This is a genomic window from Maribacter sp. (assembly GCF_039968975.1).
In the GTDB taxonomy this organism is placed as follows: Bacteria; Bacteroidota; Bacteroidia; order Flavobacteriales; family Flavobacteriaceae; genus Maribacter.
Genome location: NZ_JBDVOT010000142.1, coordinates 1 through 20,910 on the forward strand (window position 1 = coordinate 1; position 20,910 = coordinate 20,910).

A 20,910-nucleotide genomic window follows, 5' to 3' on the forward strand; every position below is an offset into this window, starting at 1 on the left:
CTTTTAATAGAAGTTCCATCTAAAGCAACATTTACCGAAGCCAACTCAATATCATCTTGAGCTTCAAATTTTATAGTAATGGTTGCTAGTTCTTCGTTCACTTTTACAGCTAAACCTTCTGTAGGTGAAGTAATAGTGATACTAGGAGCTTTTTCATCTGCACCAGGGTCAACTTCAGTAAGTGAATCTATACCGTCTTCACAGGCAACCAAAATAAAGGTAGCCAACAAAAAAGTAATTATGTTTTTAAAATGTTTCATCGTTGTTTGTTTTTAGTTAGCTATTTCACCCAATATTGGAAACTCGTCAATCTGATCTTGATGATAGGTAACAAAAGCCTTGTCTTCAGTAAATGTTCTTCCATCAAAACTTAATTCATCGTACCTACCTAATCTAACCATATCAAAAAAGCGCTTTCCCCATTCCATTGAAAGCTCGGCATATTTTTCATCTATAATCTGGTCAAGTGTTACGCCACTTAAAGGTGCCATATTTGCCCTTGAACGCACCAGATTAACTGCCTCGTCAGCAGTCATGGTCGAATTATTTGCTCCTTGCACCAATGCTTCTGCGTACATCAACAATGTTTCTGAGTAACGAAAGACAATATTGTTCTTATTACTACCATATTCTGTACGACCAGGTATTAATTGATTTGTTGGCAAATAGTGCTTTCCACTTGAAAATATAGAGCGCACGGTAGAGGTGTTTTCATCACCATCTCTTGTAGTCGGCGAAACAAATGATGGTAATGTTTCTGCTGTGTAGGGTGTAGTGGCGATTAAACTGTCAATACCTTTTTGGCTAAAGAAAACAGAAGTTTCTAAACGCTCGGTTTCACCTCTATCAAGCATGAATTCAACATATTTTAAGCTAGGTTCAAAAAAACCCCACCCGTTGCTAGAGCCATCAACTTCTGGATTCCATGAGTTGGGACCGTAAGGAGCATATAAATGACTAATTCTGTCTCCTTCACCATTTCCAAAATCAGAGTATTGAAATTCGAATAAATTTTCATCGCTAAGCTTACCTGGTGTTTTGAATAATTCATAATAATCAGGATACAATGTAAATTTTCCCGAAGCAATTATTTCACCTGCAGCATCTGCAACGGCTTGGTAGTTCTCCAGTTCTTGATTAGCTTCTGCCTTAATCATTAGAGCGGTGTATTTGGTAACTCCGCCAGGTAAATCTGTACGTTCATTTGGTCTTAAATCAAGTAAGAAAGGTATTGCTTCATCCATTTGGTCAGAAATGTGTTGCATTACTTCATCTTTACTTGGTACCGATGTAACATCTGCAAAATCGTTTAGATTTGAAGAAGTTGGAATAAATACCGAACCATATACCTGTGACAATTGAAAAAGTAGCACAGCTCTAAGTACTTTTGCTTCTGCGATATATTGATTGCCCTTTGCGATACCTTCGTCATCGGCAAACTCCATATATCTTTGTATCTGTTCCATACCTGTATGGGCACCTATGATATCACCGTAATACGTTTCCCATAATGTTCTAGAACCGAAAAAAGAGTTGTCATATACATAGCGATCTTGATTTATTAAACCCTGTTGATCACCAGCAGCGTTAACATCATCCCCTCTTGTAGCAACTACCAATGGCTGCTCCCAACCTCTATCAGCAACAGATTGGTAAACTCCTACAAGAGACAAAATCATATCGTCTGTCTGAGAGAAATCTGTTCCTCCGGCAAAATTATTGTTCAATTCAGGTTGGTCAAGTTCGTCTGAACAACCTAGAAGTACAGTACCTAGAAAGGCTAAAAGCACTGTTAGTTTGTTAACTTTTAAATATTTCATAGCTGTATTTTTAAATTTTAATATTTACACCAAATGTGTACACACCTGGTATTGGATAGGTTTGGGTATCTCTACCATCTGAAACCTCAGGGGTAAAACCATTGTAATTGAAGAATGTCAACGGACGTTCTGCAGTGATGTAGAATCTAATATCAGGATTAAATTTTCCGTTTAACTTAGGTAGTGTATACCCCAAAGTTACGTTCTGTAGTCTTACAAAATCTCCTTTTTCTACAAAAAAGCTACTTAAGAACTGGTTGCTCCAAGGGTTTCTAATTCCTCTTGCCGATGGATAGCTATTAGTACTACCTTCACCGTTCCATCTATTTATAGCAAAATCCCTATCAATATTGGCATCTGGAGTTTGACGAATAGCAAAACGCTTCTGGTTGGCGATTACATTACCACCTTGCCCAATGACATTTAGGTTAAAATCCCACGCCTTATAATTCATTCCTAAGTTGAATCCGAATGAATAAGTAGGAAGGTAAGAACCAAGATCAACTCTATCTTGTGCATCTATTACCATATCTCCATTTTGATCTACAAATTTTAAATCGCCAGGAGCAACGGTCAATCCATCGGCAATAGCAGCTTGTGCAGCAGGGTCAGATTGAATTTCTTCATCAGTTTGATATACTCCATCAACTTTTAATCCGAAAAACGGACTAATAGTACTACCTACGACCGTACGTTGGGCAGTGTCACCTCCAGAAGTAAGATTCTCTTGTCCTGCTAAATCTAGGACTTCATTATCTAAAGTTGAGAAGTTACCGCCTACACTGAAGCTAAAGTTATCGGATACTTTCTGATTCCAGTTGGCAACAATTTCAAAACCGGAGTTTCTGATAACACCAACATTTTGTCTGGTTTCCCCAGGAACTAATAATCTAGATACCGGTATAACAGCGTCACGAGTTTCTCTAACGTAGTAGTCAGTATCTAATGTTAATTTATTATCGAATAACCTAGCAGTTAAACCTACGTTGGTTTCTGCGGTTACTTCCCATTTTAGGGCTTCAAAATCACTACTGGTTACAAGACCAGGATAGCGAACATCCCCAAATGCACCATCTACCGCATCAGACGTAATTCCACCAGTACTAGAGTCAACATTGGCATTGCCCAATTCACCCCAACTGGCTCTAAGCTTTAAAAAGTTTATAACGTTACTGTTCTCTAAGAAAGATTCTTCAGAAACTACCCAGCCTACACCAACAGTTGGGAAATAACCCCATTTTTCTTGGTATTTACTAGTACCATCAGCTCTAAACGTACCATAAAGGAGGTATTTGCTGTCAAAGTTATAAGCAATACGACCAAAATAAGAGAAGAAGTATTGTCTAACACCGTCATCACCAACACCATCAATATCAATTGAATTGGCAAGGTCTAAATAATAAGATTCATCACCAATTCCTGGACCGTTAGGAAAATTAAGACCTTTAGCCTCTAATAGCTCATAAGAGCGGTCCCTGTAAGAAGTACCTACCAATGCAGTTAAATTGTGTTTGCCATAACTGTCATTATAGGTTAAGGTATTATCCCAAGTTTGCTCAGAAAATGTTGCATTCCTTTTTATTAATTCTGCATTTTCCCTAAAAGCGTTACCGTTTCCAAAAAAGTAAGGTAAACGTACTTCTCTAGTTTTGGTAGTTTCAAAGTTGTGATAAAAAGCAGTTTTTAAAGTCAATTTATCAGGTACTAATTGGTAGTTAAGATCAACCGTTGTTAGTGTATTTCTAATCTTGTCTCTATTTTCTGTGTTTTCCATTACAGGAAACGGATTCTGTGTACCTCTATAACCTAAATCTTGTGCATTGGCATAAGGTCTTGGGTATGCTTCTGTTTTTGAAGGGTCAAGAACAGGCATTGTAGGAGTTGCATAATATGCTAATGCAAATGCAGTATTTTCAGGTTTGTAACTTGTTGCATTACTAAATAGAGTAGAAATACCAATATCTAATCGGTCGGTAATGTCAACATTGATTTTAGAACGTATATTGAATCTTTCGTAATCGTTCTTCATATTCAAAATGCCTTCTTGTTCAAAGTAATTTAACCCTAAAGAATAGGTTACGGATTCAGTACCACCGGCAACACCTACACTATGATTTTGCTGTAATGCGTGACGTAAAATAAGATCGTACCAATCTGTATTTACATCAGGTACATTAGGATTAATTCTGCTTCTACCATAGCGTTGAATAGCATTTTCTATGGATTGTGCTTCTGCATCAGAGCCAGATTCTCTTGCAAGGGTTGCAAACTGTTCTGAATTTGATAGTTTAACAACGTTTTGCGCTATCTGTACACCCTGATATCCATTATAAGTGATTTCTGGTTTCTGATTTATTTTACCAGATTTGGTTTCTATCAGTACCACACCGTTAGCTGCACGAACTCCATAAATTGCGGAAGCTGATGCATCTTTAAGTACAGAAATAGTTTCAATATCTTCTGTATTTAAAAAATCGATATCATCGAAAAAAGTCCCGTCTACTACATATAAAGGGTCAGAAGCACCACCAACATAAGAGCCAATACCACGAACACGAATAGTAGGTCCTGTACCAGGTGCGCCACTACTAACCACTTGAAGTCCCGCTACTTTACCTTGCAGTGATTGCATGGCGGCACTAGTAGGAGTTCTTGTAATATCTTCAGTCTTAATCGTTGTAATAGACCCCGTAAGATCTGCTTTTTTCTGGGTACCATAACCAACGACTACAACTTCTTCTAAAGCTTGAGAATCTTCAGATAAAGATATATCTATAGTTGTTTGCCCATTCACAGCGATTTCTTGAGTAGAGTAACCGATGTAACTAATTACTAGTGTACCATTATTGGGTACATCGTTTAATGCATATAAACCGTCAAAATCAGTTTGGGTTCCTGTAGTAGTACCTTTTACGATAATACTCGCACCTGGTAATGGTTGCCCACTATCGTCGGTAACAGTTCCCGAAACCGAAATTCCATTTTGCGCAAAAACCGTCAAATGGCTTAGTAAAATGCAGAATGTTAAAAATTTGATTCCTATTTTCATAATTGTTTAAAAATTGAGTTGTAAAATTATCAAGTTGTTAATTTCAGCAGCAAGTTATTAAAACAACTTGCCCATATTTTTTATTGAACTACATAAAAAGTACATCAATAAGGTATATGGCGAGAAAACCCTTTAAAATGGGAATTTGCAGTAGTAGATGTGTTAATATAAAAGTAAAAATTAACGTAGTGATGTAGTAATGATGTATACAATTAACGCATAATTAATATGTGTAGTAATTTTAAAAACGGAAAAAACCTGTTCTATTTAAATTTAATGAGATAGTTAGATAGGTTTTGAGAGCTGTCAATATTCAATTTTTTACGAAGGCGGTACCTATGTATTTCCACACCCCTAATAGAAATACCCATTAAAGGAGCAATCTCTTTTGTAGTATGATTCATTTTAAGGTAAGCACATAACCGTAAATCTTTTGGGGTAAGTTTTGGGTATTTTTTTAAAAGGTTTTCAAAAAAGTCTTCATGTAATTCTTTAAAACTTACCTCAAAATGTTTCCAATCTTGATCTTCGTTCATAGAGCTATCCAGTTTTTTTGAGAGGGATCTAAAACGTTGCTTATTGGAAAATGATTCTTGGTTTAAGGCAATTAGGTCCTTTAGTTCAATAATAAGCTCATTTTTCTTGGCAACACTCATAGTTGTCCTTGCTAGCTCTGTCTGCTTTCTTTTAATTTCTTTTTCAAGTTTCTCTTTCTCCATTTGAGCCAAATGCTCTTCTTGCTCTCTCTGCATCTGAATTTTTAGGAGGTTATGTTTTTTTGCCAATTTATTTCTATTATACCAACGAACGACAAGAATAATAGCAATAAATAATAGTAGGTAGGCAAGTAAGCTCCAATTGGAAAAATACCACGGACGTAATATTTTAAAATCAATTATTTTAGGTTCAGATAGCTCATTGCCTATGCTTACAGTATGTATGTTTAATGTATACGTGCCAAATGGTAAATTTTGTAGGTTAATATCACCATAGTCAAAATAACTTGTCTGTTCTATGGTGCCGGTAAGTTGATAGTAATAGGTGCATTGCTTAATGCTACCAGCTGCAACAGCTATTTTTATGTTCTTTGATTTATTAAAAGGTATTTTGTAAAGATCTTCATGTATGGTGTAAGTTTCTTGATCATCATTAAAAGAACTTATTCTTGGTGTTGGTAGTTCTACATTTTGCAATTCTTTTTTAAACCTGTTCAGGTTAAGTTTGCCAAATCCATCAGTGAGTGTAAAGTAATACGTTGAATCATTATAGTTTACAATAGTTTCAGTTTCAATGGCCAATCTTTTTCTAAGTTGTGCATCATCTAAAGTAAACTGGTTTTGAGCTAAATCGGTGTGAATTATTTTCTTCTGGTTATCATTATCAAAAAACCAATAACTTGTTGCATTGTAGTTTACCAAGTCCATATTCTTATAATCTTGAAACTCATCAAACTCAGATATTACATCTGATATAGGGTCATATTTGAACCAATTACCTTCACTAGATAGTATGATTTGGTTCTTAATATTATATAATTTGATATTATAAGTATTAGGTATTGCTCCTGTTTTAATCTCTTTGAACTCCAGTACTTTGGTATGTGTGTCGTTCATTTTAATTTTGAAAAGTCCTTTATAAGGATGAGCTGCCCAAATTGTATTTGCATTTTCAAAGCACAGTTGTTTTACGGGGAAATCAATTCCGGTTATACGACTAGTTTGCCAATTTCCATTTTCATCTTTTATAAAATTTGCCAAGCCAGTGTAAGTGCCTTGAATGTAGGATGATTGAGTTTCAGGAACTTTAACTATTTGATATCCTCCAGATATATCCGAAACCTTACTTAGAACTCCATTTTTTAAAATGAAGGTGCCGGTATTATGCCCGCAAAAGAGGTCACCATCAATAATTTTTAAATCCCAAACATGACCTTGAGATCCAGGTACAAATTGTAGTTGATTATCTCTAAAATAATAGATACCTGTATTACTGCCCAGGTAAAGTTCATTCTCATAATCTACCAAATCATATACAGTACCCAAAACACCTGAATGATCAGTGTAATAGGTGATGGGGTTATTCAATTGAATTTTATCTATACCATTATCAAGACCTAACCAAAGTTGCTCTTTAAATTGTAGCATAGCCAAAACAGTATTGTTTTGAAGTCCTAGGGCTTTGTTTAAGTTTTGAAAGGTATTCGATTTGGTGTTGTAGGTGTAAACTCCGTTTTTAATGGTGCCAAATGCAATGGTGTTGCTATCAAGTGATAATACTTTGTTTAGTTGATGCTCTTTAAGTTCATTGTTAATGGTGTCATCTAATATTTTTACTTGTTCATCAATAAGTAAAAAGCAACCGTTTAGTTTGGTGCCAATGATTAAATCGTCTCCGAAAGGGACCATATCTACAATAGTCTTTCCTTCTAATATTTCTTGAGATTTTAACGGAGTAAGGGTATTGTTTTTTATCCAGTATAATCTACGCTGTTCACCTGCAACAATAATTTGATTTTTGTACTTGGCTATATTGGTAACAACAAAGGGAGCATCTAAAACAGAAATCTTTTTATTTTTATAAATGTATACGGTGGAAAAAGATCGAAATATGACAGCATCGTCAAGTTGTATAATTTGCCAAAATTCTTCGTTTGTAAATTCATGATCCTTAATTAAATGTGTCAACGATGTGTAGTTTAAAGAACCATAGTCGTTCATCTTCCAGAATCCGAATTCTTCATAAGATCCAGTAAATATTTTACCGTTTACATAAGCCACTGACCGAATAATGGTTTTGTTCGGTAATTTATTGAGTGTCCAGATTTCACCATTAAAATGAAGCAAACCACTATTATTGGCAGCATATAATTCGCCATTATCATCAATAGTAAGACCCCAGTTTTTGCTAGCAGCATTGTACTCATAGCTGCTGTAGTTTTGAATAGGAGGGGAAAGGTTTTGCCCTAAAATCCAGCTAGGAATGATAAATATTATGATGATAAGAAGTACTCTAATGTTCATTTATTTAATAAAGTATAGTAATTAGCTCTTATGATAAAGATAGTAGAATCATAAGGCACGTAAAACTAGCATAAGTTAAAACAATATAACTTTTGCCGAATAGGTTAAAATATGACGGTGTTTATAATTCTCGAATTGTAACGCCATTTGTATTAAATAAATGTTTAAAACCTTAATCGTTTTTATAAAGTTGAATTTTATAATTTCATTTTCTTCTAAAGTTTGCAAAAAAGTTCCAAGGGTCAATCTGAAATTATTTCTATTTCTAGGGCTTGTATTGATGACTATTTCGTTTAAAAAATTAAGCAACATTTTTTTAGTTAACTGAGGGGTATGTGTAACATTTGGATAATTTTCTGATAGCCATTTTAAAAAAGTTTGACCTTTAATTCGATAATCTTGAACTGTTCTAGCTTTAACTTGATTTTTCTTCAGCTTTAAAACGTAATCGAAAGCATCTTTTAGGGGTATTCCTAAATCCTTTGTTTCCGATTGAGAGGGCAGTTCTTTATTCGATATTTTGTTAGTAGACCCTGTATATTCAGTTTTGATTTTTTCTGCTTTATTGTCTGCTCTTACTTGCTTTGAATCTGTTTCTTGAATTTGGTCTACAGATTGATTTTCCAAAGGGCTATAGCCAGATCTCAATAATTTTAATAAATTTTTACGGTATGAGGTTAGAATTGTTAATCTATCTGCCTTTGTTTTATAATTATTTGCCTTGCCATAAATATTTTTCATTCGTTCCAATTTATTAGTTTTTGGATTTCTAAATGAAAAATGGACATACCACCTTTTAGAAAGGTCACCTTTGGCGGTATAGATTTTTGGTACTGAAAAATTTGGTTTTGTAGACAAATCGTGTTCACTTTCGTGTTCAATTGTAATTGCATGCAGAAATATAGACATAAAAAAACGGTTTAGATTGAACTAAACCGTTGTTTTACTTGAATTCACTAATGTAGCGAGAGGGGGGCACGATCCCCCGACCTCCGGGTTATGAATCCGACGCTCTAACCAACTGAGCTACCTCGCCATATTATTTTAAACGGCTGCAAATATAGTGGTAATTTTTTTGTTCTTCAACAAAAGTTGATTAAAAAAATAATACTCGTCATTTATTTTTTTATCATTTATAAATATATATATTGCCCATATTAAAGTAGCATGCACATGAGCGATAAAATAAAATTTGAAATAGAGTTTGTAATTCAGTCTTCACCACAGATGTTATATCAATACTTGGCAACGCCATCTGGACTATCAGAGTGGTTTGCAGATAATGTAAATTCTAGAGGTGAAAAGTTTACATTTATATGGGATGGAGCTGAAGAAGAAGCTAAATTATTAAAAAGAAAAACAGACGAGTTTGTACGTTTTGCTTGGGATGAAGCAGAGGATGATAGTTTTTTTGAAATGAAAATAATTGTAGATGAAATCACTAAAGATGTTTCGTTATTTATAACTGACTTTGCAGAAGATGACGAAATTGATGAATCTAAAATGCTTTGGACCAACCAAGTATCAGATTTAAAACAGGTGTTAGGATCATCTTAAAAATAGCCTTATTTACAGTATCTTTGAGCCTTAATTTTTTAAGGCTTTTTTTATGTTCAATTTTAATGGCGAACTTCTTGAGGATAACACTTCTTTTTTAAATGAAAATAATAGGGGAGTACAGCTTGGTGATGCCGTTTTTGAAGAATTACGTGTTCTAAACGGTGACATTATTTTTTTAGAAGATCATTATTTACGCTTAATGTCTTCCATGAGAATTTTAAGAATGGAAATTCCTATGAATTTTACAATGGAGTTTATGGAAAAGGAAATTCTAAAATGTATCACTGAGAATGATTTAAAAGAAGCCAAGCAAATAAAATTCAACGTTTTTAGAAATAGCCAAAATGATTTTTCTATTTCTGATAATACCATTTCTTACTTTATTACAAGCAAAACATTAAAGAATCCGTTTTTTATTCTAAATGAGGACTCCTATGAAGTTGAACTTTTTAAAGATTTCTATAAGAACTCTAGCATGCTCTCTAATTTAGATTCTAATAACAAAGTATTAAACGTTGTAGGTGCTATTTACGCTCAAGAAAATGATTATCAAGATTGTTTGTTGCTTAATGAAAGAAAGCAGGTTATAGAGGCTTTAAATGGTAATTTGTTTGTGGTTAAGGGCAGTCAAATTAAAACTGCACCTGTAACAGATGGTTGTACAAATAGCATTTTAAGAAAAAAGCTCGTTGATATTATTAATAAACTAAATGATTTTGAATTTTTAGAAGATAGTATTTCGCCTTTTGAACTTCAAAAAGCAGATGAATTGTTCATTGTAAATAATATTGACGGTATTGTATCTGTAACAAAATATAGAAAGAAGAAATTTGTTAATGCAATTGCAAAAAATCTAATAGGTAAATTAAATGCAGCGGCAAGAATGTCTTTGACTAAAAGTGTTTAGTTTAAGCTAGGGTTTTCTGGTGCGTTAGACCATAATAAATAATCACCACCTAGCTGTATCATGTTTTCTTTCCAAATTGCTTTTGCAGCTTTTTGTATAATTCTGCTTTCATGCTCGTTTTCTACGACAATCCACGATTTAGAGGTCAATTCTTCATTTAATTGTAAGGAAGACCAGCCAGAGTAACCTAGGAAGAATCTAATATCATCTTCAGAGATAATCCCTTTATTAATAAGCTCTACGGTTTTTTCAAAATCACCGCCCCAATAAATGCCATCTGAAATCTCTACGCTGTTGGCTATTAAGTGAGGTACTTTATGAATAAAATAAAGATTGTCTTGTTCTACAGGCCCTCCGTTATATACTTGAAAAGGGATTTTAATTTCTGTTACGAGTTCGTTAATATGGTATTCTAATGGTTTGTTTAAAATAAAACCAACAGAACCATCATTGCTGTGTTCTGCTAACAATACAACGGATCTATTGAAAGAAACGTCTCCTGTTAAAGACGGTTCGGCAACAAGTAATTTTCCTTTGGTTGGCTTTAATGCGATCATATATTTACTATGATTATATACCTAAAGTAAGACAATTCTGTCTAAATGCAAAAACATAGAAATAAAAAAAGCGCCAATTAAGGCGCTTTTAATAAATTTATCAGTGTAAAATTAGTTTACAGCTTTACCTAAATCAGCACCTGCTTTAAACTTTACTACATTTTTAGCAGCGATTTGGATAGTTTTTCCAGTTGATGGATTTCTACCTTCTCTTGCATTTCTTTTAGATACGGACCAAGAACCGAAACCTACTAAAGAAACTCTATCTCCTTTTTTAAGAGAATTTTCAACATTTCCCAAGAAAGATTCCAATGACTTTTTTGCCGCAGCTTTTGTGATGCCAGCGTCAGCTGCCATTGCATCGATCAATTCTGTTTTGTTCATAATGTGATAATTAATTGTGATTAAATAATTTATACCTACTAACAAATTTATATGGATTTCTGAGCAACACAAGTAAAACAAGGGGAAATCCCTTGTTTTGTTGATAACTCAGCGTGTTTGTTAATAAAGTAGGTTTTTTTTTACGTTTCTCGCAGCCCAACAAACACGGGGTCTCACCCCATTTTTGCGTTTTTTTCTAAATTCAGACCATTTAACAGATCTCTCACAAACATCCTTTTCTTACCTTGAAGTTGTATTTCTTCAAGATTTAAGTATCCGCCTTGCACTGCAACTTTCATATGTTTTTTAGTAAAAATCAGCGATCCGGTTGGCAAGTCATGTTCTTCAACTTCTATACTTGCTTTATAAATTTTGGTAATTATGGTTTGGTCACCGTTTGTTAATGTTGTCCAAGCCGCAGGGTATGGACTTAAGCCCCTTATAAAATTGTATATGTCCTCTGCAGTTTTGCTCCAATCTATTTCACAGGTTTCTTTAAATATTTTGTGCGCATCTTTTAAATCATCTGAGTTTGGTTGTTTTGTAGTCTCAAAATTTCCTTCTTGAATTCTTGCAACTGTTTTTACAACGGTCTCAGCACCTAGGTGCATCAACTTATCATGTAGGTCTTCTGCATTATCTGTTTTTTCTATAATTGCTTCATCTTGCATTATTATGGCGCCGGTATCAATCTTTTCATCTATAAAGAATGTTGTCACCCCTGTTTTTGTTTCTCCGTTTATAATAGCCCAATTAATAGGTGCAGCGCCTCTATATTGTGGTAATAAGGATGCGTGTAGATTAAAGGTCCCGTATTTTGGCATTCCCCACACAAGCTTTGGTAGCATTCTAAAGGCAACTACTATTTGTAAATTGGCATTTAAAGATGCTAGGGTGTTTAAGAAGTCAGGGTCTTTTAAATTGGTAGGTTGTAAGATATTTAGGTGATGTTCTACGGCATATTTTTTAACTGCAGATTCATTTATTTTACGTCCTCTTCCGGCTGGTCTGTCTGGTGCAGTTATAACACCAACTACATTATAATTCTCTTTTACCAGTTTGTCTAAAATGCCTACAGCAAAATCTGGTGTTCCCATAAATACAATTCTCAATGCTTCCATATTATAATAGTTGGTATTCGTTTGTAGTGTTTAATGATATAAAGTTGTCTTCCAAAAGTTCTTGCAAAGCTGTAATTACTATTTCTTGTGTTGTGTTCAGTCGTTGTTGTAATTCTCTAGAGTTTGCGGTTTGTTCTTTTAATATTTGAATTATTTTAATTTTGGCATGCACAACATCGGTATTGCCTATCTTCTGGCTTAGGCATACATTGCAGATACCACATTCTTTTTCTTGAACTTCACCAAAGTATTCCAATAACTGAATACTTCTACATATACTGTCATTTTCAATGAAGTTCAACATCTTTGTAACCTTCTCTACTTTAAGCTGGTTTTGTTCTTCTATATTCTTCGCGAACATGTTTATGGTACGGTCATCGTCTCTTGGTACTAAAAAGACCATTTCTAAATCACTTGACACACTTTGGTATTCAATAATTTCATCTTTTGCCAACACCTCAAAATTCTGATGTATTAATGATTCTGGTAGTGATGTTTTTTTGGATAATAAATACGTGTTTATTTGAGTGTCAAATTCAAAGAGACCGCCATAGGTTCGTAATACTACTTTTATAAAATCGGCAAGTTTAGCATTAGTATCAATATATCGATACAATGTATCCTTATCCGTAATAAATTTAATGGTGATTTTTTTAGAGAAATTTTCAGATAATGATAATACAGAATTTCTGTCTAGTAGCTGTAATGCATTGTAAGTTAAAAATGTATTCAGTTTGTAGATGCTACAGAATTCGTTAAAATTAAGATGGAATTTTGCTTCTGTAAATTCTCCATATCCTATTTGAAAAAAAGTATTTAACTTTCTGTAGATCATTTTTACGTAAGCTACATCAGGTAAAATTTCAATGAATTGCTTTTTTACTAAAACCTTATCAGTGGTATTGGTAAGTAATATAGCCTTGGCAAAAGCACCATTTCTACCAGCTCTACCTGCTTCTTGAAAGTAATTTTCTAAACTATCTGGAATTTGGTAATGAACTACCAATTCAACATCTGGCTTATCTATGCCCATACCAAAGGCATTGGTAGCAACCATGATTTGAACTTTATCTTGTAACCAAAGATTTAAGCGTTCGGTTTTCATTTTCCGATCTACACCGCCATGGTAAAAGGTTGCCTTCAAGTTATTCTGTACAAGATATCTAGATAGTTCTTCTGCTATACGTCTGCTTCTGACATATACAATGGCACTATGTTCTATTTGTTGACAGTATTGCTTTAAGCGACCGTTTTTATCTTCGGTCATTATCACTTCAAAACCAATATTTTTTCGAAAAAATGAATCTTTGACTACAAAAGGATAGGTAAGCTCTAATGATGTGATTATATCTTCACTAACTCTTTTTGTAGCCGTGGCTGTAAGTGCTACCATGGGTGGGGTGGGGTGAAGCTCTCGCAATATGGAGCAGCTTAAATATGCGGGTCTAAAATCATGACCCCATTGAGAAATACAATGTGCCTCATCTATAACGAACATAGACACGTTCATGGCTTTTATGCGTTCTTGAACCAGTTCTTGTTGCAAGCGTTCTGGAGAAAGATATAAGAATTTATAATTGCCGTAAATACAATTATCCAATAACTTATCTACTTCGGTAAATTTGAGTCCGCCTTTTAGACCTATAGCCTTAATGCCTAGTTTTTGAAGGTTGTCTACTTGATTTTCTATTAATGCTACTAACGGCGAAATAACTATGCAAATACCTTCTTTCATTAAACCCGGTACTTGAAAGCATAGAGACTTGCCACCACCAGTTGGCAATAGGCCTAAAACATCTTGACCATTAGATATGGCATTGATAATTTCTTCTTGAGAGCCCCTAAAGCTGTCAAAACCCCAATATTTAGATAAGATTTCTTTTGGTGTATTACTCACCCGTTTTGTTTATAAAATCTACAACAAATTGCATACGATTTTCAATAGTACCAAAAGGAACTTCTATTGGTGTATACCCCAGATTAATATATGTGTTTTCAAGCTTTTCGTGTATTCCACAAGCTTGTTCAAAATTTTCCATTCGTTCATTATCTTGAACATAAATTTCCTTCCAAGGTGGTAAAATCAATACCTCGTCATATCTGTGTTCTAGGCATAAGTCTGCATAATGTTGCTCAGATGGTTGACCAAAATAATCCATATATGCAATAACATCCGGTAAGCCGCGATCATAGAATAAATGATCTTTTTTTATATTTTGACCATTGATGAAATGTTGTAAACGGGCATTGATCAACTCATCGTTAAAACTTTTAGAATCTTCAACGAAATCAATAGGGTTTACTAATTTTTCATCTAATGCAACATCGCCTAAGGCGTCTAAGGTCATTGTTCTGATCACTTCATGAAAACAATGGTAGCCATTTTCTTCAAGTGAAGATATTAGCACTGTTTTTCCCGTTCCCGGACCTCCTGTTACAACAATTCTCTTGCTTTTCAAACTCATAATTTATGAAAGCAAAAGTACAATAATCAACAGTATTAAAAAACTGGTACATTACACTTATCTTTGCATAAAATACTAGTGATGGACGAAAATAACCCAGAAGAATTTTATAAAAAATTACACGAGCAATTAACAGAAACATCAAAATGGCCTTCTAACTATCTGTATAAATTTATTGTAGAGACAGAAACGGATAAAATTGATAAAATAAATACCATTTTCGATAATACTGGTGCGGTTATCAATTTAAAGAAATCTAAAAACGGTAAATATACCAGTGTTTCAATAACAGTGAATATGAAAAGCCCAGATGCGGTTATAGAAAAATATAAAGAGGTGGGTAAGTTAGAGGGCGTAATATCCCTGTAAAATAGCATTTCATCTATAATTTTCTTAATTTGGCATCGTTATAAGAATACTTCTCAAACACAATAAGCTAAAATTTTCAATTTGCAATTAGTAGAAAACCTAGAATATAATACAGAGCGTGAGCATTTGATTATACCAGAGTATGGCCGTCATTTTCAAAAAATGGTGAACCATGCAATATCAATTGAAGACCGTGAAGAAAGAAATAAAGTTGCGCAAGCAATTATAAGCGTTATGGGAAATATACAACCCCATTTGCGCGATGTGCCTGATTTTCAGCATAAACTTTGGGATCAATTATTCATTATGTCCGATTTTAAGTTGGATGTAGATTCTCCTTTTCCTATTACCTCTAAAGAGATTTTAAGAAAAAGACCTGATGCCTTAGAGTACCCTCAAAACTTTCCTAAATATCGTTTTTATGGAAACAACATTAAACGTATGATTGATGTTGCCGTTGAGTGGGAGAAGGGTGATAAGCGTTCCGGTTTAGAATATGCGATTGCCAATCACATGAAAAAGTGCTACTTAAATTGGAATAAGGATGTTGTTGATGACAAAGCAATTTTTAAGCATTTGTTTGAATTAAGTGATGGTCGTATCGATTTAGCCGCAGAAGGCGAAAGTTTAACCGATAGCGGACAATTCCTTAAGAACAGGGTAGCAAAATCTCCTCGTTCAAATAATTCAGGTAAGAAAAATCAAAGAAATAATAATAACCGCGGTAAAAAACGCTATTAAATTTCCACTTCTCTAGATGGGGACATTCAAAATTGAAGGAGGGCACCAGTTATCTGGTGAAATAACACCTCAAGGAGCAAAGAACGAAGCACTTCAAATACTTTGCGCAGTACTACTTACAGACCAAAAAGTATCGATTACCAATATTCCGGATATTGTCGATGTAAATAAACTTATAGCGCTTTTAGAAGATCTTGGTGTAAAAATCCAAAAGAAAGGCAAAGGCTCTTATACTTTTAAGGCAGATGACATTAACTTAGAATATTTGCAATCTGATCAGTTTAAACAAGATGGTAGAGGCTTAAGAGGTTCTATTATGTTGGTAGGACCGCTATTGGCACGTTTTGGTAAAGGTTATATACCTAAACCAGGTGGCGATAAAATTGGTCGTAGACGTTTAGATACACACTTTGAAGGTTTTATTAAACTAGGTGCCAAATTCCGTTACAATCGCGAAGAATATTTCTACGGAGTAGAAGCAGATAAGTTGAAAGGAACTTACATGTTATTAGATGAGGCTTCTGTAACCGGAACTGCGAACATTGTTATGGCAGCGGTACTGGCAGAAGGTCAAACAACAATCTACAACGCGGCTTGTGAACCGTATTTACAACAGCTTTGTAAAATGTTAAATAGAATGGGCGCCAAGATATCTGGAGTTGGTTCTAATCTTTTAGTGATTGATGGAGTTGATAAATTAGGAGGTACAGATCATCGTATGCTTCCTGATATGATTGAAATAGGTAGCTGGATAGGTTTGGCAGCAATGACCAAAAGTGAATTGACCATTAAAGATGTTAGTTGGGATGACTTAGGTCAAATACCAACAGTATTTGGTAAGTTAGGCATCACTTTAGAAAGAAAAGGTGACGATATTTATATTCCTGCCCATGTTAATGGATATGAAATACAAAATTATATAGATGGTTCTATTCTAACCATTGCCGATGCACCTTGGCCAGGTTTAACACCTGATCTATTGAGTATCATTCTAGTAGTTGCTACACAGTCTAGAGGAGAAGTTTTAATTCATCAAAAGATGTTTGAAAGCCGTCTGTTCTTCGTTGATAAATTATTGGATATGGGAGCTAAGGTTATTCTTTGTGATCCGCATAGGGCTACAGTAATTGGTCATGATTTCAAATCTACTTTAAAAGCTACTACAATGACATCACCAGATATTAGAGCTGGAGTTTCATTGTTAATTGCAGCTTTATCGGCAAAAGGAACTTCTACGATACATAACATTGAACAGATAGATCGTGGTTACGAGAATATTGATGAAAGATTACGTGCAATAGGAGCTAAGATTGTTAGGGTCTAAGTTTTTATTGAATTATATAAAAAACTCCATAATAAGGTTTGAACCTTATTATGGAGTTTTTACTTTTTAGTGCCTTTTGAATGTTATTTTTCTATTAAAGTACCATCAGGGTATTTTGCAAATCTCCCTCTGCCGATTTCATGCACATGATCAGGGTGCCTCCATGGCCAACCACCAAATTGGGTTGTTCTGAATTCGTTCATCGCATTTTGTAATTCTTGATCAGTATTCATAACAAACGGTCCGTATTTAGCCACGGGTTCATCAATGGGTTTGCCTTGCAAAACAAGAATACTTGCTTCGCTGCCAATAGCCTTAATGGTTATTTCTGAATCAGCCTCTACTTCAATACCATGATTTTTAGGTATTGATTCACCTAGAATGTTTATTGTATCGCCTTCATAGAAATAAATAGTTCGAGTTGAACTTTTATTTGCCTTTGGTAAGGTTATAGACCCTTTTAGTTCAATTTTTATATTCCAAATGACTACATTGTTGTCTTCATCTGCAGCCCAAGAATCAGGAGCTGGTTCTAAGGCTTGTTTATCATTAAAGCTGCCAGCTATTATTTTAACAGTGGATTGTTCTAATTTCAGTATTGGAATATCTTCATTCCACAGCATTTTAAAATGAGGGTCAACAAATTTGCTTTTTAAAGGTAGATTCAACCAAATTTGAAAAAGCTCTAGTGTGTTTTCTTTATCTGTATGTATAAGTGGAAACATTTCTGAATGTTGAACACCACTGCCGGCGGTCATCCATTGTACATCTCCTTCTCCAAAACGACCTGCCGCACCTAAAGAATCTGAATGATCACAGAATCCTTTATTTGCTATGGTAATCGTTTCGAATCCGCGATGCGGATGCGCAGGAAATCCTGGTACTGTAGATCCGTGATACATTCTGTATCCGTCTTTAATTTGAAAATCATTACCTAGATTTCTTCCCTCTAAAGAATCAGCTGGACCGAGTTCCCCATTTCCTTTTGGATAATGGTCTAAATGATATGCGCAGAATAAAAAAGGATTTTGCGTTTGCCACGGAAAACCCAATTGAAAAATTTGTTTTATGTTGTTATTCATAATAAACAAATTACATAGAATTAATGAGCTGCATTGTTAATTTCAACCCAATTGTTTTTAGGGTTTGATTGTTCACGTTAATTGAAAAAAAAAGAAGCTACCTGTTAAGATAGCTTCTTTATAAATTCTCTTTTATTCTCCATCTAATGGTGGTGGACCATCGATCATTGGTTCGTAAACTTCATCACCTTTGCGGGTTTTAAATTCTTCTTTAACCTTGGTCACTAACTTAGGGTTTTGAAATAAATCTAGCATGGTCATACCCATAGCTTTAGATGCATGTATCATTCCTTTATGTCCTATAGACATTCCGCCACAGGCAACAACTGCCCATGAATGCCAAGGAGTTCCCGTAGGAGCTACAGAAACACCTAGGTTAATGTTTGGAACGTTCCAGCTTACATCTCCTACATCTGTAGAACCGCCACCTGGGGTTTCTAATGTTTCTCTTAATGGGTGTACCGTACCATCTAGGCCAACTTCTGGTTTGCCTGTCGCTTTTTGTATGGCTTTGCCAAATATAGTTTCTTCTTCGGTATACGTAATTGGACCTAGCAATTCAAGATTGTTCTGCATGATTTCTCCTCCAGATCGGTTTACCAAAGTTTCGTAAATACCTGAAACCAATGAAATTTTATAATCTACATTAGCCATAATTGCCGCACCTTCTGCCATTGCTTTTACACGCTCATAGGTTGGTAGCATTTTTGAACGTTTAGGGTCTCTTACACGAACCCAAAGCTTAGCATAATCTGGTACAACATTTACTACCTGACCACCATCTTGTATATGGTAGTGAATTCTTGAACTTGGTAATATGTGTTCTCTGTAATAATTGATTCCGGTTGTATACAGTTCTAAAGCATCTGATGCACTACGACCGTTCCATGGATCCATTGAGGCATGTGCTGCCTGACCATAAAATTCTACAACGAAATCTATTAGTGATAATCCGCTTTGCACATCGGCTTCAATACCTGCAGATGGGTGCCAACTAACATTTACATCAACATCATCCCAAAGTCCGGCTTTTACCATCCATACTTTTGCGAAATATTTTTCTTCGGCTGGTGTTCCAAGAAACTTTACGGTTCCTTTAATTTTTCCTGCGTCCATTAATTCTTTAATAGCAATTGCAGATCCTAAACTAGCTGTGCCAAACATGTTGTGTCCACAACCATGACCCGCAGCACCTTCTTTTAGTGGCTCTTTGATAGGTGATGTTTTTTGAGAAATACCCGGTAAGGCATCAAACTCACCCAAAATACTGATTACGGGACTTCCAGAGCCATAAGTTGCCGTAAACGCTGTTGGTATATCAGCAACGCCTCTTGTTACTGTCATTCCATTCTTTTCGGCATAATCCGCTAAAATTCTTGAAGATTCAGTTTCATCAAATGCAAGTTCTGCAAGTGCCCAAATAGAATCACTGATTTTAATAAGTTCTTCTTTGTGTTTTTCAACGGAAGAAATAATTAGATTTTTGTCCTTGCTCATTTTTTGAGCAAAAACCGATGCACTCATGCAAATGCACAGTGACAATAGAAATGTTTTTTTCATTATAGTTGTTTTGGTTATTTGAGCTCTAATTCTGATTAGTAGTCTACACATCAGGTTAAAGCATTAGTAAATATACCAAATAAAATTCTTTAATTCACTGAGGTTAAAACGTGCTCGTCATGAGTATATGGCGTTTTTTTAGAATAATTAATCCTTTTTTTGGATTTTAGAATTTAGATAGTACACAACCACTAATTTTATAATTAAATAGCTCGTTTTTTCATGATTAATTAAATCTTAATTTTTTTCAATTAGAGTTTTTAGTTCTACTAATAGAATGACCTTAGGTATAACCCAACCTGCTCAATTAGCTATACCAAATGATGTTTCAAATGTGGGGATAGTAGATAGAAGCAGTGCTTTGAGAAATAATAACGCATTAGATGATATTGATAAGATTTTATCATTAGAAGAATTCAATTTGGATAAAAAGGTGCAAATAATGCTGTTACTGGTTTTAATATGAATTTTAGCGAGGAAACTGATATGATGCCGTTAAGATTACTGAAAATCAAAAAGATATAAAAAAAGGTCTGGGTGTTTTTTCTTCTGAAATTTCTAGGGATATCGTTGATCGTATCTGTAAAGAAAACAGTGTTGATGTATTATTTTCTTTGGAACTTTATGATACGGATACTGCAACCAATTGTGAATTGACAACAATTAAAATACCAATTAATTTAGTGGTTGAAGCAAGCGTACCAAGGCATAGAATAGAATTGAACACAACTGTAAAAAATGGATGGAGAATTTATGACCCAGTAAATAGAAGAATTATAGATGAGTATGTATCTAGTAATAGTATGTATTCTACCGGTGAAGGAATTAATCCTGTAAAAGCATTTGAAGCTGTTGTTGGTAGAAAAGAAGCCGTTTTAAGTGCAAGCTCAAAATTAGGCGCAAACTATGCCTTATTTACTAGACCTGAAAATATAAGAATTGCTAGAGACT

The 20,910-nt window shown here is 34.5% G+C and carries 19 protein-coding genes and 1 tRNA gene; 7 read left to right on the plus strand and 13 right to left on the minus strand.

The annotated features are described in order from the left end of the window. The 6 genes from ABJI11_RS09370 to ABJI11_RS09395 form a co-directional block, all read right to left on the minus strand. Window positions 1–260 (minus strand): Ig-like domain-containing protein (locus ABJI11_RS09370; protein WP_348351523.1); only part of this gene is annotated, 260 nt, incomplete at its 3' end. Between the two features lie 12 nt (window positions 261–272). Then, on the minus strand, window positions 273–1,820 hold the full coding sequence (locus ABJI11_RS09375; RefSeq protein ID WP_348351525.1) for a RagB/SusD family nutrient uptake outer membrane protein: 1,548 nt from the start codon (window positions 1,818–1,820) through the stop codon (window positions 273–275). 10 nt (window positions 1,821–1,830) lie between these two features. After that, complete coding sequence (locus ABJI11_RS09380; RefSeq protein ID WP_348351527.1) at window positions 1,831–4,869, minus strand: TonB-dependent receptor; 3,039 nt, start codon at window positions 4,867–4,869, stop codon at window positions 1,831–1,833. Between the two features lie 263 nt (window positions 4,870–5,132). Continuing rightward, window positions 5,133–7,889 (minus strand): LuxR C-terminal-related transcriptional regulator, encoded by a 2,757-nt coding sequence (locus ABJI11_RS09385; RefSeq protein ID WP_348351529.1) that lies wholly within the window; start codon window positions 7,887–7,889, stop codon window positions 5,133–5,135. 75 nt (window positions 7,890–7,964) lie between these two features. Next, window positions 7,965–8,798 carry a hypothetical protein gene (locus tag ABJI11_RS09390; protein ID WP_348351531.1) on the minus strand — a complete coding sequence of 278 codons (834 nt, stop codon included), beginning with the start codon at window positions 8,796–8,798 and terminating at the stop codon, window positions 7,965–7,967. 53 nt (window positions 8,799–8,851) lie between these two features. Continuing rightward, a tRNA-Met gene (locus ABJI11_RS09395) sits at window positions 8,852–8,925 on the minus strand. A 137-nt stretch (window positions 8,926–9,062) separates the two neighbouring features. Here ABJI11_RS09395 and ABJI11_RS09400 point away from each other — a divergent pair. Together ABJI11_RS09400 and ABJI11_RS09405 are read left to right on the plus strand one after the other, a co-directional pair. Next, window positions 9,063–9,446, plus strand: coding sequence for an START-like domain-containing protein (locus tag ABJI11_RS09400; RefSeq protein ID WP_036154073.1), 384 nt, complete (start codon window positions 9,063–9,065; stop codon window positions 9,444–9,446). Window positions 9,447–9,498: 52 nt separating this feature from the next. After that, a complete protein-coding gene (locus ABJI11_RS09405) occupies window positions 9,499–10,356 on the plus strand; it encodes an aminotransferase class IV (protein WP_348351533.1) in 858 nt (285 codons plus the stop codon). Here ABJI11_RS09405 and ABJI11_RS09410 read toward each other — a convergent pair. From ABJI11_RS09410 to ABJI11_RS09430, 5 genes are all read right to left on the minus strand, one after another. Further along, on the minus strand, window positions 10,353–10,913 hold the full coding sequence (locus ABJI11_RS09410; RefSeq protein ID WP_348351535.1) for a YqgE/AlgH family protein: 561 nt from the start codon (window positions 10,911–10,913) through the stop codon (window positions 10,353–10,355). The genes ABJI11_RS09405 and ABJI11_RS09410 overlap by 4 nt on opposite strands. Window positions 10,914–11,024: 111 nt before the next feature. Next, window positions 11,025–11,300, minus strand: coding sequence for an HU family DNA-binding protein (locus ABJI11_RS09415; protein WP_257786218.1), 276 nt, complete (start codon window positions 11,298–11,300; stop codon window positions 11,025–11,027). A 170-nt stretch (window positions 11,301–11,470) separates the two neighbouring features. Next, a complete protein-coding gene (gene fmt, locus ABJI11_RS09420) occupies window positions 11,471–12,418 on the minus strand; it encodes a methionyl-tRNA formyltransferase (RefSeq protein WP_348351537.1) in 948 nt (315 codons plus the stop codon). Between the two features lies 1 nt (window position 12,419). Further along, window positions 12,420–14,315, minus strand: coding sequence for a RecQ family ATP-dependent DNA helicase (locus ABJI11_RS09425; RefSeq protein ID WP_348351539.1), 1,896 nt, complete (start codon window positions 14,313–14,315; stop codon window positions 12,420–12,422). Further along, window positions 14,308–14,883, minus strand: a complete 576-nt coding sequence (locus ABJI11_RS09430; protein WP_348351541.1) for an ATP-binding protein — start codon at window positions 14,881–14,883, stop codon at window positions 14,308–14,310. Before ABJI11_RS09430 ends, ABJI11_RS09425 begins: the two co-directional genes overlap by 8 nt. An 81-nt stretch (window positions 14,884–14,964) precedes the next feature. On the opposite strand from ABJI11_RS09430, the gene ABJI11_RS09435 reads away from it, so the two are divergent. The 3 genes from ABJI11_RS09435 (at window position 14,965) to murA (ending at window position 17,317) form a co-directional block, all read left to right on the plus strand. Then, the gene (locus ABJI11_RS09435) at window positions 14,965–15,252 is read left to right on the plus strand and encodes a DUF493 family protein (protein ID WP_348351543.1); all 288 of its coding nucleotides are present in this window, start codon (window positions 14,965–14,967) and stop codon (window positions 15,250–15,252) included. Between the two features lie 81 nt (window positions 15,253–15,333). Further along, window positions 15,334–15,993: a DUF4290 domain-containing protein gene (locus ABJI11_RS09440; protein ID WP_276493147.1), complete on the plus strand. Its 660-nt coding sequence runs from the start codon at window positions 15,334–15,336 to the stop codon at window positions 15,991–15,993. Between the two features lie 16 nt (window positions 15,994–16,009). Beyond that, window positions 16,010–17,317 carry a UDP-N-acetylglucosamine 1-carboxyvinyltransferase gene (gene murA / locus ABJI11_RS09445; protein WP_348351546.1) on the plus strand — a complete coding sequence of 436 codons (1,308 nt, stop codon included), beginning with the start codon at window positions 16,010–16,012 and terminating at the stop codon, window positions 17,315–17,317. Between the two features lie 83 nt (window positions 17,318–17,400). On the opposite strand, the gene ABJI11_RS09450 is transcribed toward murA, so the two are convergent. Then, the gene (locus ABJI11_RS09450) at window positions 17,401–18,399 is read right to left on the minus strand and encodes a pirin family protein (protein WP_348351548.1); all 999 of its coding nucleotides are present in this window, start codon (window positions 18,397–18,399) and stop codon (window positions 17,401–17,403) included. Between the two features lie 132 nt (window positions 18,400–18,531). Then, a complete protein-coding gene (locus ABJI11_RS09455; RefSeq protein ID WP_348351550.1) occupies window positions 18,532–19,959 on the minus strand; it encodes an amidohydrolase in 1,428 nt (475 codons plus the stop codon). Window positions 19,960–20,236: 277 nt separating this feature from the next. Between ABJI11_RS09455 and ABJI11_RS09460 the strand changes: the two genes are divergently transcribed. After that, complete coding sequence (locus ABJI11_RS09460; RefSeq protein ID WP_348351552.1) at window positions 20,237–20,425, plus strand: hypothetical protein; 189 nt, start codon at window positions 20,237–20,239, stop codon at window positions 20,423–20,425. Window positions 20,426–20,492: 67 nt separating this feature from the next. Beyond that, the coding region (locus tag ABJI11_RS09465) for a DUF6340 family protein (RefSeq protein ID WP_348351554.1) at window positions 20,493–20,910 on the plus strand (418 nt) is incomplete at its 3' end.

Excerpts from the sequence above, each read along its gene's own strand:
- ABJI11_RS09375 (WP_348351525.1), bottom strand. The coding sequence starts at position 1,820 with ATGAAATATTTAAAAGTTAACAAACTAACAGTGCTTTTAGCCTTTCTA.
- ABJI11_RS09380 (WP_348351527.1), bottom strand. The coding sequence starts at position 4,869 with ATGAAAATAGGAATCAAATTTTTAACATTCTGCATTTTACTAAGCCAT.
- ABJI11_RS09385 (WP_348351529.1), bottom strand. The coding sequence starts at position 7,889 with ATGAACATTAGAGTACTTCTTATCATCATAATATTTATCATTCCTAGC.
- ABJI11_RS09390 (WP_348351531.1), bottom strand. The coding sequence starts at position 8,798 with ATGTCTATATTTCTGCATGCAATTACAATTGAACACGAAAGTGAACAC.
- ABJI11_RS09400 (WP_036154073.1), top strand. The coding sequence starts at position 9,063 with ATGAGCGATAAAATAAAATTTGAAATAGAGTTTGTAATTCAGTCTTCA.
- ABJI11_RS09405 (WP_348351533.1), top strand. The coding sequence starts at position 9,499 with ATGTTCAATTTTAATGGCGAACTTCTTGAGGATAACACTTCTTTTTTA.
- ABJI11_RS09410 (WP_348351535.1), bottom strand. The coding sequence starts at position 10,913 with ATGATCGCATTAAAGCCAACCAAAGGAAAATTACTTGTTGCCGAACCG.
- fmt (WP_348351537.1), bottom strand. The coding sequence starts at position 12,418 with ATGGAAGCATTGAGAATTGTATTTATGGGAACACCAGATTTTGCTGTA.
- ABJI11_RS09430 (WP_348351541.1), bottom strand. The coding sequence starts at position 14,883 with ATGAGTTTGAAAAGCAAGAGAATTGTTGTAACAGGAGGTCCGGGAACG.
- ABJI11_RS09435 (WP_348351543.1), top strand. The coding sequence starts at position 14,965 with ATGGACGAAAATAACCCAGAAGAATTTTATAAAAAATTACACGAGCAA.
- murA (WP_348351546.1), top strand. The coding sequence starts at position 16,010 with ATGGGGACATTCAAAATTGAAGGAGGGCACCAGTTATCTGGTGAAATA.
- ABJI11_RS09450 (WP_348351548.1), bottom strand. The coding sequence starts at position 18,399 with ATGAATAACAACATAAAACAAATTTTTCAATTGGGTTTTCCGTGGCAA.
- ABJI11_RS09455 (WP_348351550.1), bottom strand. The coding sequence starts at position 19,959 with ATGAAAAAAACATTTCTATTGTCACTGTGCATTTGCATGAGTGCATCG.
- ABJI11_RS09460 (WP_348351552.1), top strand. The coding sequence starts at position 20,237 with ATGACCTTAGGTATAACCCAACCTGCTCAATTAGCTATACCAAATGAT.